We start from the raw sequence: 15303 nt of genomic DNA, 5'->3' as shown, positions 1-15303 counted from the left end.
TATGGGACTTTTATCAAAAAAAGACGCAGCATTAATTAAAGATCCATTAGCAGATAACAATCCAATTACCATTCAGGTATTAGGTATATGTTCTGCTTTAGCCATTACTGCTCAGTTAGAAGCAGCTATAGTAATGTCTTTTTCAGTGTTGTTTGTATTAGGAATAGGAAACGTAGTCATTTCTTTAATGAGAAATATCATTCCTTCAAAAATTAGAATTATTGTACAGTTAATTGTAGTGGCGGCTTTAGTTATTATAGTAGACCAAGTACTTAAAGCTTTTGCTTATGAATTAAGTAAAACACTTTCGGTTTTTGTAGGTTTAATTATCACTAACTGTATTATTATGGGACGTTTTGAAGCGTTTGCCTTAGGTAACGGACCATGGAGGTCATTTTTAGATGGTATAGGTAATGCAGCTGGTTATGGTGTTATTTTAATTATTGTAGCGTTTTTTAGAGAGCTATTAGGAGCTGGAACCTTATTAGGTTTTCCTGTATTAGGAGATCCAATTGAGAAAACTGGATTATACGCTTTTGGTTATGAGAATAACGGGTTCATGTTATTAGCTCCAATGGCATTAATTGTTGTAGGTATTATTATTTGGATTCAACGTACAAAAAATAAAGCATTAGTAGAAGATCATTAAAAAATTGGTTAATAGTTATTGGTTTTTGGTTTATAAAAACCATGAGCAAATAACACATAACAAATAACTAATAAAATGGAACATATAGAATTATTTTTCAAATCAATATTTATAGACAACATGGTATTTGCCACGTTCTTAGGAATGTGTTCATACTTGGCGGTGTCTAAAAAAGTAAGTACAGCAGTAGGTCTTGGTGCTGCGGTAATCTTTGTATTAGCCATTACAGTACCGTTAAACTGGCTTTTAGATCAGTATCTTTTACAACCTGGTGCTTTGGGTAAATGGTTAGGTGCTGAGTATGCAGATTACGATTTAAGTTTCTTATCCTTTATCATGTTTATTGCAACTATTGCAACCATGGTACAGTTAGTAGAGATTGTAGTGGAGAAATTTTCTCCATCATTATACAACTCATTGGGGATTTTCTTACCGCTTATTGCAGTAAACTGTGCTATTTTAGGTGGATCATTGTTTATGCAGTCTCGTGAGATACCTACGTTAGGATTAGCAACTACTTACGGTATAGGTTCTGGTATTGGATGGTTTTTAGCCATTTTAGCCATTGCAGCTATTCGTGAGAAAATAAGATATTCTAATGTACCACCTGCATTAAGAGGTTTGGGCATTACATTTATCATTACAGGCTTAATGGCGATAGGATTTATGAGTTTTGGTGGTATGTTAACCGGTGGGGATGATGAAGGTGCTAAAGAAGAAAAAACAGCTCAAGTTGAAAAAAAAGTGGTAGACGATAACGAAAAAGAGATGGCTAACAACATAAAAGTAAATGAATAATATGATATTAGCAGCAAGTACAACAGGAATGGTCGTAGTAACGGTAATAGCGTTTTTAGTAGTAACGCTATTATTGGTTGCCTTACTTTTATTTGTTAAGCAAAAATTATCACCGTCAGGGCCAGTTAAAATTACTATTAATGGTGAGAAAGAGATTGAAGTGGCTTCAGGAGGAAGTTTGCTTTCAACGTTAGGAAGTCAAAAAATATTTTTACCATCAGCTTGTGGTGGTGGTGGTACATGTATTCAATGTGAGTGTCACGTAAATTCAGGAGGTGGTGAAGCGCTTCCAACAGAAACGCCGCACTTTACACGTAAAGAATTACAACATGGAGCGCGTTTAGCTTGTCAGGTAAAAGTTAAACAAGACATGGATATTTCTATTCCTGAAGAAGTTTTTGGAATCAAGAAATGGGAAGCTGAAGTAGTTAGAAATTATAACGTGGCTTCTTTTATTAAAGAATTTGTGGTGCGTATTCCAGAAGATATGAACTATAAGGCGGGTGGTTATATTCAAATTGAAATTCCACCATGTGAAGTAAAATATTCAGATATAGATATTACGGCACACCCTGAAGAACATGAAACGCCAGATAAGTTTCAGGACGAGTGGGATAAGTTTGGTTTATGGCCATTAGTAATGAAAAACGATGAGACTGTTGAGCGAGCCTACTCTATGGCTTCTTACCCAGCTGAAGGACGTGACATTATGCTTAACGTGCGTATTGCTACACCACCATGGGATCGTGCTAAAAACGATTGGATGGACGTTAATCCAGGGGTTGCTTCTTCTTATATTTTTTCAAGAAAACAAGGCGATAAAGTAACCATTTCTGGACCTTACGGTGAGTTCTTCATTAACGAGAGTGATGCCGAAATGTTATACGTAGGAGGTGGGGCTGGTATGGCACCAATGCGTTCACACTTATACCATCTGTTCAAAACATTAAAAACAGGAAGAACAGTGACCTATTGGTATGGAGGACGTTCTAAACGTGAGTTATTCTATTTAGATCACTTTAAACAATTAGAAGATAGTTTCCCTAACTTTAAATTTTATTTAGCACTATCTGAGCCTTTACCAGAGGATAACTGGAAAGTGAAGAAAGACATTAACGATACAGAAGGTGATGGTTTTGTTGGATTTATTCACAACTGTGTAATTGACAACTATCTAAGCAAGCATGATGCGCCCGAGGATATCGAGTTATATTTCTGTGGACCACCATTAATGAACAAAGCTGTTCAAAAAATGGGTGAAGATTTTGGTTTACCAGATGAAAATATCCGATTTGATGACTTTGGAGGATAATCCCCTTTGAAATTTTATGAGATACAAAAAAATCCCAGCTAATAATTAGTTGGGATTTTTTTATCATTGAGGTGGTATATTATTAGGAACAGCATTTTCAACAGCAGGGATACTCTTGAGGTATGCAAAGATGGCTTTTAAGTCATCGTTAGTAAAATTTTTATAATGTTCCCACGGCATTGGAGGTAATAAAGGCCTGCTGTTTTCTAAACCTTTGTAAAGTCCCTTTTTAATACAGGTTAAGAACTGCTCTTCAGACCATGTCCCAATACCCGTAGCATCCGGGGTTAAATTAGCCGCAAAAGAAGTACCCCATGGACCAGTTGCCGACGTAAGTCCTATAGAGAAAAGGATATATGATTTTGCAGTTTCTGGATCAAATGGCGGTAATGCTTCATTAGCAGGATGACCAGATAAAATTCTAGTAGTATCTACTTCCATACCTCTTTCTGTAAACTTTTTTGGTGAGTGGCAGTCATGGCATCCATTGGTGTCAACAAGATATTTACCTCTTTTTTCAGGATTAATTGCGCTTGCACTAACAGGTTGATAGGCTTTTTGTTCTTCTTTTTTTGATTGGCAAGCACTGAATAGCAAGCCAAAAGCAAACATAAAAGCCAAAATTCTTTGTTTTTTCATTAGTTGGTTGGTTTATTGGTTAAAATTACACTTGAAAAAATAAGAAGAAGTTAATTGATAGAAAAAGGGTAGTGTTTTTGTTTGAGTAATGCTGTGTAATCCATGATGTTACGTTTACCTTCCAATTTACAAAGGTATTTAATCACAGCACTAAGTCCTTTAAATAATACATCCTTATTTTTAGGATATTTAGGTTTTTTATTTTGATGGTTTATAGGCAGGTCATAACCACAAGCGGCCAAGAAAATAACTTCTATTTGTATCAATTCTTTTGGCGTGTAACCATTAAATTTTCGTCCCAAATTTTGGTGTACGCGTCCAATATAATTTAATTTTAAAGAGCCATGATGGTCAGATAAATGTTTCCAACTATCGGTATTGTCCAAAATGTTACCTACCGCACATTGCTTGCAACATTCGGGGTTTAAGGTATTATCATGAAAAGCTATATAAAGCTTTTTGATGGCCACTTCAAATCGTGATTTTGCTTTCATGGAATTTTGTTTTGACTATAATTTACAAAATTTATACGAATTATAATGTTATTTTTGCAATATGAGTCAACCCCTTACAGCACAAGAACTACATAATTTAGCCATGAATCACGTTGGAAAGGATCTTGAGAAGCGTGGTTTTGAGTTTATAGCCGTAAATAGTAAACTAAAAAAACATCCACAGTTTGTTTGTATAGATAAGAACAATCAATACTACTTTGTTATAGTCCGTGCTGTGATTTTGCCTGATAACCCCAATAATTATGATGTAGTTTGGATGGAATCTTTTAAAAAACACGCTAGAGAAAAGGAAGCCATTGTTTTGTATGCAGGCGTTGGCATTGGTAGTTTAGCAGGTGAAAAGGAACCCATTTATTTGAATCAGGATTATTTGTTAGAGTATAATGGAATTCAGGTTTTAGAAACAAATTTAAACTAATCTAAAATAATGAGGCTTATTAACGCATATGTAGGTAAACATATATTTGGTATATTGTTTGTTGTAATACTGTTTTCATGTGAAAAACAGGTAAAAAACACCAAACTATCTGGGGGTGTTTTTGGAACAGGTTATTCTATCATATATGATTCAAGCACAGATTTTAGCCATCAAATTGATAGCCTGTTTTATGTTATAAATAAAAGTATGTCAACTTACCAGCAAAACTCTGATATTTCAAAGGTGAATAGAAATGAAGCGGTTAAGGTAGATGCACATTTTAGGCATGTATTTGAAGCTTCTAAAATTATTTATTCTGAAACTAATGGTGTTTTTGATCCTACTATTGGTGCTGTTGTAAATGCCTGGGATTTTGGCCCTGAAGGTAAAATTGTTAATCTTGACAGTTTGAAAATAGATAGCTTAATGCATTCTGTGGGCTTTGGCAAAGTTAAAATAGTAGATAGCGGCATTGTTAAACCCAAGGCTACTTTTATTGATTTTAATGCTATAGCCAAAGGATACGGTGTGGATGTCATTGGAGCGTTTCTAGAATTGCAGGATATAGACAATTATTTAGTAGAAATTGGAGGAGAAATTCGAGTGAAAGGCATAAATGCTGAAAAGAATATGCCATGGAAGGTAGGGGTAGAAAATCCTAATTTTGATGGAAAACAATCTATTTTAATGGCTATAGCGCTACAAGATGAGGCTATGGCAACCTCAGGAACATACAGAAAGTTTAAGGTAGATGAGAATGGAAACAGATATGCACATATTATTGATACACAAACAGGTTATCCTAGTAAAACAAATTTGCTAAGTATTTCTGTAATAGCCGAAACATGTATGGTGGCTGATGCTTATGCTACGGCTTTTAAAGCTATGGGAATTGAAAAAATCAAGCTCTTTTTAGAGCGACACCCCGAACTTAAGGTGTTTTTAATTTTTGAAAATGAGCAAAAGGATATTGAAACCTTGGCGCTTAATGGGTTTCCTGAAGCTTCATAATTTACTATTAAAATTGGAAGCATATTAATAACCAACCCAACACTAGAAGCAGTCCGCCAATAGGTGTAACAGGGCCTAAAAATTTTAATTTTCGACCTTTAGCATCAAACAAAACAAGGACGTAGATACTGAATGAGAATAAAATAATACCCAAAGTAAAACACCAATAAACAACATGAGCGGTATCTATTGAACTATATCCTAAAATTAATAAAACAATAGCGTGGTACATTTGATATCTAACACCAACGTCAAAACTTTTCAATTGATTTTCAGATAAGGTTTGCTTTAAAGCGTGTGCACCGAAGGCTCCGAAAATCACAGCGAGTAACCCAAATAATGCACCTGTTGAAATAACTATTTGTTCAGACATTCTTTTTTTACTTATAAACAACAGGAATTATTTCTCCTTTAGCTAAACAATAAGTTGCAATTTCAGCATCTGGCAGTTGCTTAGTGTAATCTACTTCATCTACTTTAAAACCTATACGTCTTAATTTATCAAAATAGTCACGGCCGTAAATACGAACATGGTCGTATTGTCCAAAAATTTTAGCACGTTCTTTAGGATCTGTAATCGTGTTGTCTTCAAAAGTTGTAGCTCGATTTAGATCCTGAGGGATTTGAAAAATACCAGTACCGCCCTTTCTTAATACACGATATAATTCCTCCATCGCCTTAGTGTCATTTGGTATGTGTTCAAGAACGTGATTACATAAAATAAAATCGAAGGTGTTATCTTCAAACGGTAGGTTGCAAATATCAGCTTTTACATCAGCCAAAGGCGAATTTAAATCGGTAGTCGTATAATCTAAATTCAACATGTTTTTAAACCGCTTGAAAAAAGCCTGCTCTGGAGCAAAATGTAGCACTTTCAAAGGGGCAGAAAAGAAAGTAGTTTCATTTTTTAAGTACAACCAAAGTAACCTATGACGTTCTAAAGAAAGGGTCGAAGGCGATAATACATTGTTACGCTGCTGCCCGTATCCATAAGGTAAAAACGTTTTAAAACTTTTGCCGTCAATAGGATCAGTGTATTTGTCGCCTTTTAAAAAGAAGGCTAAAATAGGCCTAATAATATAGCTAAGCCTGATTAATAAAGGTCTAGGAACAAGGTTAAGAATAAACTTAAAAGTCTTTTTCATGCATTAAAGCACTAAAGCTTTTTGTCTGAATTCATCTTCTTCCTCACTCTCAATACCTAACGCATCATAAATATAAGCGAATGTAGATAGTAATTCTGGTTTACCATCAATTAAAGCAACATCATGCTCAAAATGAGCAGAAGGTTTGCCATCTAACGTTGTAATTGTCCAACCGTCTCTATGCTGTTTTATGCGTTGCGTGCCCATATTTATCATTGGCTCAATGGCTACCACCATACCTTCAATAAATTTTTTGCCGCGTCCACGTTTACCATAGTTTGGCATTTCTGGGTCTTCATGCATTTTTTTTCCTAAGCCATGACCAACCAGTTCTCTTACTACACCATAACCATGATCTTCACAGTATTTTTGAATGGCGTACCCTACATCACCAACACGATTATTTGCTTTAAACTCGCGAATACCAACATACAACGACTCTTTGGTTACTTGAAGCAGTTTTTCTGTTTCTGGATCAATCTCTCCAACAGCAAAAGTATAGGCATGATCACCGTAAAAACCATCTTTTAGAGCGCCACAATCTATAGAAATAATATCACCTTCTTTTAAAGGGTCTCCATTAGGTATGCCATGAACTACTTGCGAATTGGGACTCATACAAAGCGTATTAGGAAAATCATATAAGCCTAAAAATCCAGGTTCGGCGCCATGATCTCTAATACAGGTTTCGGCAATTTTATCTAATTGCAATGTGGTTACGCCTGGTTTAATTTCTTTGGCTAGTTCTCCTAAGGTTTTAGAAACAATTAATGCACTGTTACGCATTAATTCAATTTCTTCTCGTGTTTTTACAGTTATCATAACATCAAAAATAGGATGCAAAGATACTTAAATTTTACCATTTTCATATAGGAGAAGATGAACCGTATGCAGCCCAAAATTCATTGAAAAATTTAAAAAAGGGCTTACGGATGTTATTACTTAAATAACCCAAAAAGACCTCCTTTTTTCTGTGGTATAATAGGCTCAGTATCGGTCAATAGTTGGTATACTTCGCCCCAACCAGGAAACCCTCCAACATTGCGATCATCAATAAACAAATCGGCATTTATTTTTCGGCTAAAAGCAGGATCAAATTCTTCTTCAGGAAAACTTTTGTTAACGGCATAGAAGTGTATGCCGTTGGCTTCGCAAAATTTGACAGCCTCTTCTAATTTATCACCACATCTATAGGTCCATAGTATTAAACGGTGTCCTTCTTCTTGCAGTTTTTTTAAAGTTTCAAATGCAAAAATCATAGGTTTGCCTATTTTAGGATAGGCATCCTCAACAATAGTTCCGTCAAAATCGACTGCAATGGTAAGCTGAAGATTAAAATTCATAAATACTTATAGAATTGGGTTTGTACAAAAATACATATTTTTTGGGGATTAGGATATTTGAGCATCATGGAATAAAAAAAAGCCTTGCTTTTTAAACAAGGCTTCATTACTATGTATACTGAATACTACTACACTAACGCGTGTCTTGTCATAGCTTCAGGTTGTGGTACATTCATGAGTTTTAAAATGGTTGGCGCCATATCTCCTAAAATACCATCCTTAATTTCTTTCAATTCATTATCAATTAAAATAACAGGAACAGGATTAGTGGTGTGCGCTGTGTTAGGGGTTCCGTCAGGGTTAATCATGGTTTCACAGTTTCCATGATCTGCAATAAGTAATGTGGTGTAGTTGTTTTCTAGAGCTGTGGTCACGACATCTTTAACACATGTATCTACAGCTTCACAGGCTTTAATAGCGGCTTCCATAACACCAGTATGTCCTACCATGTCACCATTGGCAAAGTTTAAACATACAAAATCAACGTCTCCTTTTTCAAGCTCAGGCACTAAAGCATCACGAAGCTCATAAGCACTCATTTCTGGTTTTAAATCGTAAGTAGCAACTTTAGGTGAGTTTCTTAATATACGTTGTTCGCCTTTAAATTCAGCTTCTCTTCCTCCAGAGAAAAAGAAAGTGACATGTGGATACTTTTCTGTTTCAGCAATTCTAATTTGCTTTTTGTTATGATTTTCTAAAACTTCACCTAAGGTTTCGGTTAAATTTTCCTTGTTGAAAATAACATTGATATTCTTATAGGTGTCATTGTAATTTGTTAAGGTAACATAATACAAATCAAGTTTATGCATGTTTTGTTCATGGAAATCGGTTTGAGATAAGGCCTCGGTAAGCTCACGTCCTCTATCGGTTCTAAAGTTAAAGAAGATAACTACATCCCCTTCTTTTATGGTTGTTACAGGATTTCCTGAATCATCAGTCATAATAATAGGCTTGATAAACTCATCAGTAATATCATTATCGTAGCTTTCTTGAATGGTTTCAATGGCATTTGTTGATTTTTGACCAATACCATTAACCATAGCATCATAAGCTAGCTTAACGCGTTCCCAACGTTTGTCTCTATCCATGGCATAATAGCGACCAGTTATAGAGGCAATTTTAGTGTTAGTGTTTTCAATATGATCTTCAAGTTGTTTAATAAAGCCAGCACCAGATTTAGGGTCAACATCACGACCATCAGTAAAAGCGTGCACATAGCTATTGGCTATTCCAGCCTCATTAGCCGCATCAACAAGGCCTTTTAGATGGTTGATATGAGAATGTACACCACCATCACTAAGTAAACCTAAAAAATGAATATCTTTATTGTTTTCCTTAGCATAGTTAAAGGCATCAACTAAGACTTTCTCTTTATTTAAAGTTTTGTTTTCAACAGCCAAATTAACTTTAACCAAATCTTGGTATACAATACGGCCAGCTCCAAGATTCATATGCCCCACTTCACTGTTTCCCATTTGGCCTTCAGGTAGTCCAACGTGTAACCCGTCTGTACGAAGGGTTGCAAAAGGATATTTTTTATATAAAGAATCTATAAAAGGCGTATTGGCATGATCAATAGCAGAGACTTTTGGATCAGGTGAATTTCCCCACCCGTCAAGTATCATTAGGATAACTTTTTTATTCATTTTTTGTTAAAATTTTAATGCAAACAAAGATACGGAAGTTATATAAAAAACAGGTATCGAAACCTTTGAAAAACCCTGAAAAACAAAGGTTTTTAGGATAATTTTTTAAGAAAACGATTTCGTTAACAAATTGTGAATCAAACGTTAAAAATCTGTTATAAAAAATATTTTATGTAACAGAATCAAATTTTTATCGTCTCTTTAGTATATCAAAAAACGTAATCATTTAATCAAACTAAAATCTTTCATCATGAAAAAAACAATCATCATTTCCGCTGTGGCATTATGCTTTTCTTTAAGTACTGTAAATGCTACTTCATCACCTGTTGCCTCAAACGATTTTAAAGTTGAGGCTTTTTTTAAAGTAAATTCTTTTTGTGTTTCAATTGCCAAAGGTGATTTTGAAACCGTAAAAAAATTAATTGACCGTGGTGCAGACATTAACCAAAAATCAAACGGCATGACGCCAGCTATGTATGCAGCTAAGTTTAACAGAGTTGAAATTTTAAAGCTGTTAATTGCTGAAGGAGCTAATTTAAAAGTGAGATCAGAAAAAAAGAAAACTGCGGCAGACTATGCCAAGTTGCACGGTGCAGATGAAGCCTTAATAATCATAGAAGAAGCGCTTGCTAAGAAAAAAAATAATTGTTAAGAAAAACGTATAATAATTATTTGAGTTAGTCATTTTTAAAAAGCCTTGACATGTCAGGGCTTTTTTGTGTTAATTAGTTTGATGTTTTTTTATAGCTTCACGTATTCTCTCAATTCTATTGTCTGGATCGGGGTGCGTGCTCTGAAATTCAGGAACTCGGTTTGGTCCGGCTGCAGCTTTTAAAATTTCCATAACACCAATCATTTCTTCGGGGTTGTAATTAGACTTTATCATGAATTTAACCCCAAGATCATCACTTTCAAGTTCGTCATCTCGTCCGTTTGTTAATAATGTATTTTGACCTATACCAGCTACAAGTTCACCCATATCTGCACCTACAGAACCCGCCGTAGTTAAGCCTTGCCAGTATTCACTTTCAGCAATACGTTCTGCACTATGCCTACCCAGAACATGACCTATTTCATGCCCCAAAACACCAGCAAGTTGATCTTCATTCTCTAATTTCGAAAATAGGGCATAGGTAATGAAAATTTGCCCACCTGGTAAGGCAAAAGCATTAATTGTGTTTGGGTCATTTAAGAGGTGAAATTCATATTGGTAAGGAGTTTCTCGGGCAATACTATTATTTACTAATTTGGCGCCAACATTATCAACTAAAGTTTGGTATTGATTGTTGGGGTGCAAACCGCCATGCTGCTCTGTCATTTGAGGTGCGCTTTGTAATCCTATAGCAATTTCCTTGTCTGGTGTCATTGATATGGTTTGTGTACGTCCTGTATATGGATTTACCTCTTGTTGACTACAGCGTTTAAAAACAAAAAACAGTGCGATAGCGGCACCTATTAATAGTCTGACTTTAAAATTTTTTCCTCTCATGATGGTTTTGCAAATAGCTTACTAAAATTACAAAAGATTTTTCATTGTTTGTTTTTAGCATTTCAAAAAAACTCATAAAGATTTACTCATAACATAATGCAATCCAATATGTTCAATGTTAAAAGGTTCGCTAATAATGGCATAATTATTCTTCTTATAAAAGGGCACGGCAAGTTGTCTAGCATTGCACCAAATAGTATCTGCACCTTTTTCTTTCATAAAGTTTTCACCGTATTGTAAAATTAGTTTACCTAAGCCTTGACCTTGAAACGTTTTTAGAACAGCCATTCCTCTTAGCTGGTATTGGTTTTTGCTAGAAATACCGCTGTAAGTATTGTTGAAAAAAGAACAAACGCCTAATAATTCTTCATTTAAATATAAACCAAAATGAAATGTAGTATTTAGTAAGTCGCCATCAAATTTGCAAGTATCTAAAGGTCTGTTAGGTCTAAGAACAGGTTGCCTTACCTGAAAGGTTTCTTCTGCTGAAATCTCGTGTATGCGATAGTTGTTAGTTTTGATAGCTTCAGTTTTTTAATGGAACATTCAAACATATTAATTTATATTTATAAATTGCTTTTATAAAGCAAGAATGATATGACATTCAAATTTAAAATTCTTGAACCAGAGCGCATACATGAGGTTGTGCCCTTGGTTTATAAGTTAAATGAAGCCCGTATTTCAACGGAGGTCTTACAAAAGCGTTTTTTAGATATGGTAACTCAGCACTATGAATGTGCTGTGGTTTTTGATGAAGATAATATTATTGGGGTTTGCGGACTTTGGTTTTGTACAAGGCATTATTCTGGTAATAGCGTAGAACCCGATCATGTTTATATTGATGATGCTTATAGAGGTACGGGGTTAGGGCATCGTTTTTTTAACTGGATTTATGATTATGTGCAAACCAAAGGAGTAGAAGCTATAGAGCTAAATACTTATGTTACAAATGCTTTGTCTCATAAGTTTTATTTTAAGGAAGGCTTTGAAATTTTAGGCTTTCATTTTTTAAAAAAGTTATAATTTTTTCTTGGAAATGATAGGTGAGTTTATATATATTTGCAACCGATTAACGCGGGAGTAGCTCAGTTGGTAGAGCGTCAGCCTTCCAAGCTGAATGTCGCCGGTTCGAACCCGGTCTCCCGCTCAAAAAAGCTTCATCAATAACGGTGAAGCTTTTTTATTTTAAATGGTTTAACTCTGTACCTGGAAAGACTTCATAGGGTGCTTTATTATATTCAAATATTCTAGCACTTAAATCACCTTTTAAAATAATAGACTGCCCTTTAACGTGTATCCAGCTGCCTTCCCTTAATCCCACAACAGGAGGGGTGTTATAGTGATGAAATTCTCTTATTCTGGTCCCTCTGGTTTCTCCCATATGTGTACTTGAGGTGTCTGGATCTAAATAATGTGGGTTGATATTGAATGGTACAAGGGCCAATGCATTAAAGCTTGGGGGGTATACAATAGGCATATCATTAGTGGTTTTTATAGTTAATCCACAAATGTTACTCCCAGCGCTGGTGCCTAAATAAGGGATGCCACCATAAACCGCTTCTTGTAATAGGGAAATTAAATTATTTTTATACAACTGATAGGTTAATACAAAGGTATTTCCGCCCCCCGTAAAAATAGCATCTGCTGTTTTAATAGCTTCTGCTTTATTTTCATATTCATGAAGGCCAATAACACGTTTATTAATTTTTTGAAATCCCTTACGGGCTATTTCTGTGTAGGCGTCATGACTTATACCGCTTGGTCGGGCAAAAGGAATAAAAAGAATAGTTTGAGCCTTCTCAAAAAAGCGTTCTAAGTCGTTTACAATATAATCAAGGTAACCGCTGCCGTGAACGGTTGAGGTGCTTGCTATTATTATGTTTTTCATTTCAATAAGACATTTCAGCAAAACTAGTTAAATTTCTGTTTAGAAAAATTTTAGTACATTTTACTTTAGGAATAGAAAATTATGTGGTAATTTGAAAATAAAAAATAAATGAAGCATATTATTGTTGTTTTAGCTTTTTTAACAACTAGTTTGGGTTATTCGCAAACTATTAATAGAATTGATGTTGCAGGAAAAATTATTGTTGAAGGTAATGATATTTCGGGTATTACCATTTTCAACACCTCTTCAAATAAAGGAACTATTTCTGATGAAAATGGTCAGTTTACTATTGCCGTGGCTTTAAACGATTTAATTCAAGTGAGTGCGCTTCAATATCAAAGCATTGAATTTAGAGTCAATGAAGCTATCATAGCATCAGGAAGTATGAAATTATTTATGATTGAAGAAATTAATAAATTGGACGAGGTCATCGTTTTGGATCAGAAATTAACAGGTGATTTAGGCACAGATATTGAAGGAGCCGAAGCTTTTAATCCTAAATTAGATGCTCTGTATTTTGGTGTGAAGCATAGCAGCGATTATAATTTTGAGAAGGATAACAAAACAGAGGTGAATAATATAACAATGGCTTCACAGCAGCAGCATATGATAAATGGTCTGAATATTGTCAATGTGGTTGATCAGTTACTATTGCCTTTATTCAGGTCTGGCGCTAAAGATAAAGACAAAGTGAAAATTCCAGAAGTACCTATTGAGTCTGTGAAATATTACTTTGGTTCAGAGTTTTTGGTTGACAACTTTGATATACCAGAACATCGGGTTCAAGAATTTATACAGTATGTGCAACGAGATGATTTTGATTTTTCGTTGCTTAACTATGGTAACGAAATGGAGTTTCTTGAGTTGCTACATCAAAAGAGTAAGGTGTTTTTATCTACAAAAAAATAACTCTTTTATTTTAACATAACTTTACAAACGGTTTACAAAAAGATTAAGATTTGAAGGACTTACTTTAAACAATTAATCAACTACTGTTTTTGAAGCGTTTACTTTCTATTTTTATTTTTGGTTGTTTGTTTTGGTTTTCTACTCACAGTCAAAGCGTGATACTTTCAGGAAAAGTTGAGAGTACATCAAATGTTGAAAACATTCACGTTATTAATAAAACGGCTCAAGTATTTACCATTACAAATACAATAGGGGTGTTTGAGATTTCAGTAAAAGTTAATGATACCATACAATTTTCTTCGGTTCAACATAAAGACAAAGAATTAGTTATGACTCCAAAAATGATTTTAAGTAAAACCGTAAAAGTACATTTAGAGGAACAAGTAAATGCGTTAGATGAAGTTGTTGTAGGTAAGGTGCTATCTGGTAATTTAACACAAGATATAAAGACAACTGAAGGTAAAGCTCCAATCAATTTTTATGATGTAGGTATTCCTGGATATCAAGGAAAAATAGCAACCATAGGGGAAAGACGCTTACACGAAGCCACAACAGGAGGTGGTATTGTGCCATTAAATCCTATTATCAATGCTATTACAGGAAGAACTAAGAGATTGAAAAACCAAGTGAAAATGGAGAGAAAGGAGACTTTAATGCAACGCGTAAAAGCAAGATGGTCTGATGAATTTTTTACGTCGTATCCGTTAGAACCGGATTTAAGAATGGATTTTTTCTATTTCTGTATGGATGATGAGAATTTTATGGACAGCTGTCAGAATAAATCAGATTTAATCATTTTTACGTTTTTGAAAATGAAGTATATACAGTATCAAAAAAATAGAACAGCCTTACAGGATTAATTGATTTTCAAAATATATTTGAAGACAAGGGTTGCTTTTAGAACGTCATAAAAATCTATAAATTAACTACTTTTGCAATATGATCAGCATTTCTAAATTTCTTTTTTGTGTGTTTTTGTTCCCCATCTTTGCTTTTACAGGAGTACATAAATACTATGTAAGTGTGACACAAATTGAGTATGTGAAAGAAAAACAGTCATTGCAAATTATTTCCAGAATTTTTATTGATGATTTTGAGAGTCTTTTAAGAGAACGTTTTGATGATAAAATCATACTACTTGATAACAACGATGAGTCTGAACGTATTGATGGTTATATTGGGAGGTACTTGAAGGATAAACTCAGCATTAAGATAAATGGAACACCATATATTGTGAAGTTTCTTGGAAAAGCCTATGATACCGATGTTATAAAATGTTATATGGAAATTGAAGGCATAACAGAAATAAAGTCTTTTGAAATAAGCAATAAGGTGTTATTTGATCTTTTTGAAGACCAGCAGAATATTATTAAAACCAACATTAATAATAAACAAAAGAGCTTCATTCTTCTCTCTCAAAATGATTCGGTAGTGTTAAAATTTGATTAAAACAGCTATGTTTGCTGTATAATTTTATAATTTCGCTCCTATTTGAATAACAATTTTTGTTGTTATTGGTTGAAATAAACTACAATTTTTAA

General features: G+C 34.3%; 20 protein-coding genes and 1 tRNA gene. 11 read left to right on the top strand and 10 right to left on the bottom strand.

The window, feature by feature from the left end; all coding sequences use genetic code 11:
* Window position 1 precedes the first annotated feature (1 nt).
* From FGF67_RS08335 to nqrF, 3 genes are all read left to right on the top strand, one after another.
* Entirely contained in the window at window positions 2-649 is a 648-nt protein-coding gene (locus tag FGF67_RS08335; protein ID WP_139696652.1) for an NADH:ubiquinone reductase (Na(+)-transporting) subunit D, read from the top strand.
* Window positions 650-724: 75 nt separating this feature from the next.
* Entirely contained in the window at window positions 725-1447 is a 723-nt protein-coding gene (nqrE, locus tag FGF67_RS08330) for an NADH:ubiquinone reductase (Na(+)-transporting) subunit E (protein WP_139696650.1), read from the top strand.
* A 1-nt stretch (window position 1448) separates the two neighbouring features.
* On the top strand, window positions 1449-2759 hold the full coding sequence (gene nqrF / locus FGF67_RS08325; protein WP_139696856.1) for an NADH:ubiquinone reductase (Na(+)-transporting) subunit F: 1311 nt from the start codon (window positions 1449-1451) through the stop codon (window positions 2757-2759).
* Between the two features lie 63 nt (window positions 2760-2822).
* On the opposite strand, the gene FGF67_RS08320 is transcribed toward nqrF, so the two are convergent.
* Together FGF67_RS08320 and FGF67_RS08315 are read right to left on the bottom strand one after the other, a co-directional pair.
* Window positions 2823-3398 carry a c-type cytochrome gene (locus FGF67_RS08320; RefSeq protein ID WP_139696648.1) on the bottom strand — a complete coding sequence of 192 codons (576 nt, stop codon included), beginning with the start codon at window positions 3396-3398 and terminating at the stop codon, window positions 2823-2825.
* Between the two features lie 50 nt (window positions 3399-3448).
* Window positions 3449-3892: a Na(+)-translocating NADH-quinone reductase subunit F gene (locus FGF67_RS08315; protein WP_139696646.1), complete on the bottom strand. Its 444-nt coding sequence runs from the start codon at window positions 3890-3892 to the stop codon at window positions 3449-3451.
* Window positions 3893-3953: 61 nt separating this feature from the next.
* Between FGF67_RS08315 and FGF67_RS08310 the strand changes: the two genes are divergently transcribed.
* Window positions 3954-4331, top strand: coding sequence for a Na(+)-translocating NADH-quinone reductase subunit F (locus FGF67_RS08310; protein WP_139696644.1), 378 nt, complete (start codon window positions 3954-3956; stop codon window positions 4329-4331).
* 9 nt (window positions 4332-4340) lie between these two features.
* Window positions 4341-5342 (top strand): FAD:protein FMN transferase, encoded by a 1002-nt coding sequence (locus FGF67_RS08305; protein WP_139696642.1) that lies wholly within the window; start codon window positions 4341-4343, stop codon window positions 5340-5342.
* A gap of 7 nt (window positions 5343-5349) precedes the next feature.
* Here FGF67_RS08305 and FGF67_RS08300 read toward each other — a convergent pair whose 3' ends face one another.
* From FGF67_RS08300 to gpmI, 5 genes are all read right to left on the bottom strand, one after another.
* Entirely contained in the window at window positions 5350-5715 is a 366-nt protein-coding gene (locus tag FGF67_RS08300) for a DUF423 domain-containing protein (protein WP_139696640.1), read from the bottom strand.
* A 7-nt stretch (window positions 5716-5722) separates the two neighbouring features.
* The gene (locus FGF67_RS08295; protein ID WP_139696638.1) at window positions 5723-6487 is read right to left on the bottom strand and encodes a class I SAM-dependent methyltransferase; all 765 of its coding nucleotides are present in this window, start codon (window positions 6485-6487) and stop codon (window positions 5723-5725) included.
* A gap of 3 nt (window positions 6488-6490) precedes the next feature.
* Entirely contained in the window at window positions 6491-7309 is an 819-nt protein-coding gene (gene map, locus FGF67_RS08290) for a type I methionyl aminopeptidase (RefSeq protein WP_139696854.1), read from the bottom strand.
* Between the two features lie 116 nt (window positions 7310-7425).
* Entirely contained in the window at window positions 7426-7830 is a 405-nt protein-coding gene (locus FGF67_RS08285) for a BT0820 family HAD-type phosphatase (protein WP_139696636.1), read from the bottom strand.
* 128 nt (window positions 7831-7958) lie between these two features.
* Window positions 7959-9476 carry a 2,3-bisphosphoglycerate-independent phosphoglycerate mutase gene (gene gpmI, locus FGF67_RS08280; RefSeq protein ID WP_139696634.1) on the bottom strand — a complete coding sequence of 506 codons (1518 nt, stop codon included), beginning with the start codon at window positions 9474-9476 and terminating at the stop codon, window positions 7959-7961.
* Window positions 9477-9726: 250 nt separating this feature from the next.
* Here gpmI and FGF67_RS08275 point away from each other — a divergent pair, with 250 nt between their 5' ends.
* Entirely contained in the window at window positions 9727-10128 is a 402-nt protein-coding gene (locus FGF67_RS08275; RefSeq protein ID WP_139696632.1) for an ankyrin repeat domain-containing protein, read from the top strand.
* 69 nt (window positions 10129-10197) lie between these two features.
* Here the strand turns inward: FGF67_RS08275 and FGF67_RS08270 are convergent, their stop codons facing one another.
* Entirely contained in the window at window positions 10198-10965 is a 768-nt protein-coding gene (locus tag FGF67_RS08270; protein WP_139696630.1) for a M48 family metalloprotease, read from the bottom strand.
* Between the two features lie 72 nt (window positions 10966-11037).
* Window positions 11038-11457, bottom strand: coding sequence for a GNAT family N-acetyltransferase (locus FGF67_RS08265; RefSeq protein WP_233244042.1), 420 nt, complete (start codon window positions 11455-11457; stop codon window positions 11038-11040).
* 105 nt (window positions 11458-11562) lie between these two features.
* On the opposite strand from FGF67_RS08265, the gene FGF67_RS08260 reads away from it, so the two are divergent.
* Both FGF67_RS08260 and FGF67_RS08255 read left to right on the top strand, forming a co-directional pair.
* Window positions 11563-11988 carry a GNAT family N-acetyltransferase gene (locus FGF67_RS08260; RefSeq protein WP_139696625.1) on the top strand — a complete coding sequence of 142 codons (426 nt, stop codon included), beginning with the start codon at window positions 11563-11565 and terminating at the stop codon, window positions 11986-11988.
* Window positions 11989-12039: 51 nt separating this feature from the next.
* Window positions 12040-12112, top strand: a tRNA-Gly gene (locus tag FGF67_RS08255).
* A gap of 33 nt (window positions 12113-12145) precedes the next feature.
* On the opposite strand, the gene pepE is transcribed toward FGF67_RS08255, so the two are convergent.
* On the bottom strand, window positions 12146-12853 hold the full coding sequence (gene pepE, locus FGF67_RS08250) for a dipeptidase PepE (protein WP_139696623.1): 708 nt from the start codon (window positions 12851-12853) through the stop codon (window positions 12146-12148).
* Between the two features lie 108 nt (window positions 12854-12961).
* Between pepE and FGF67_RS08245 the strand changes: the two genes are divergently transcribed.
* The 3 genes from FGF67_RS08245 to FGF67_RS08235 all read left to right on the top strand — a co-directional run bounded on the left by FGF67_RS08245 (window position 12962) and on the right by FGF67_RS08235 (window position 15211).
* Window positions 12962-13762: a carboxypeptidase-like regulatory domain-containing protein gene (locus FGF67_RS08245; RefSeq protein ID WP_139696621.1), complete on the top strand. Its 801-nt coding sequence runs from the start codon at window positions 12962-12964 to the stop codon at window positions 13760-13762.
* Between the two features lie 89 nt (window positions 13763-13851).
* Window positions 13852-14622 carry a hypothetical protein gene (locus FGF67_RS08240; RefSeq protein ID WP_139696619.1) on the top strand — a complete coding sequence of 257 codons (771 nt, stop codon included), beginning with the start codon at window positions 13852-13854 and terminating at the stop codon, window positions 14620-14622.
* A gap of 79 nt (window positions 14623-14701) precedes the next feature.
* Entirely contained in the window at window positions 14702-15211 is a 510-nt protein-coding gene (locus FGF67_RS08235; RefSeq protein ID WP_139696617.1) for a DUF6702 family protein, read from the top strand.
* The last annotated feature ends 92 nt before the right edge of the window (window positions 15212-15303 follow it).

Source organism: Allotamlana fucoidanivorans, from assembly GCF_006265225.1.
GTDB classification, from domain to species: domain Bacteria; phylum Bacteroidota; class Bacteroidia; order Flavobacteriales; family Flavobacteriaceae; genus Allotamlana; species Allotamlana fucoidanivorans.
Note: the sequence above shows the minus strand (reverse complement) of the source record. Positions and strands in the feature narration are given on the sequence as shown.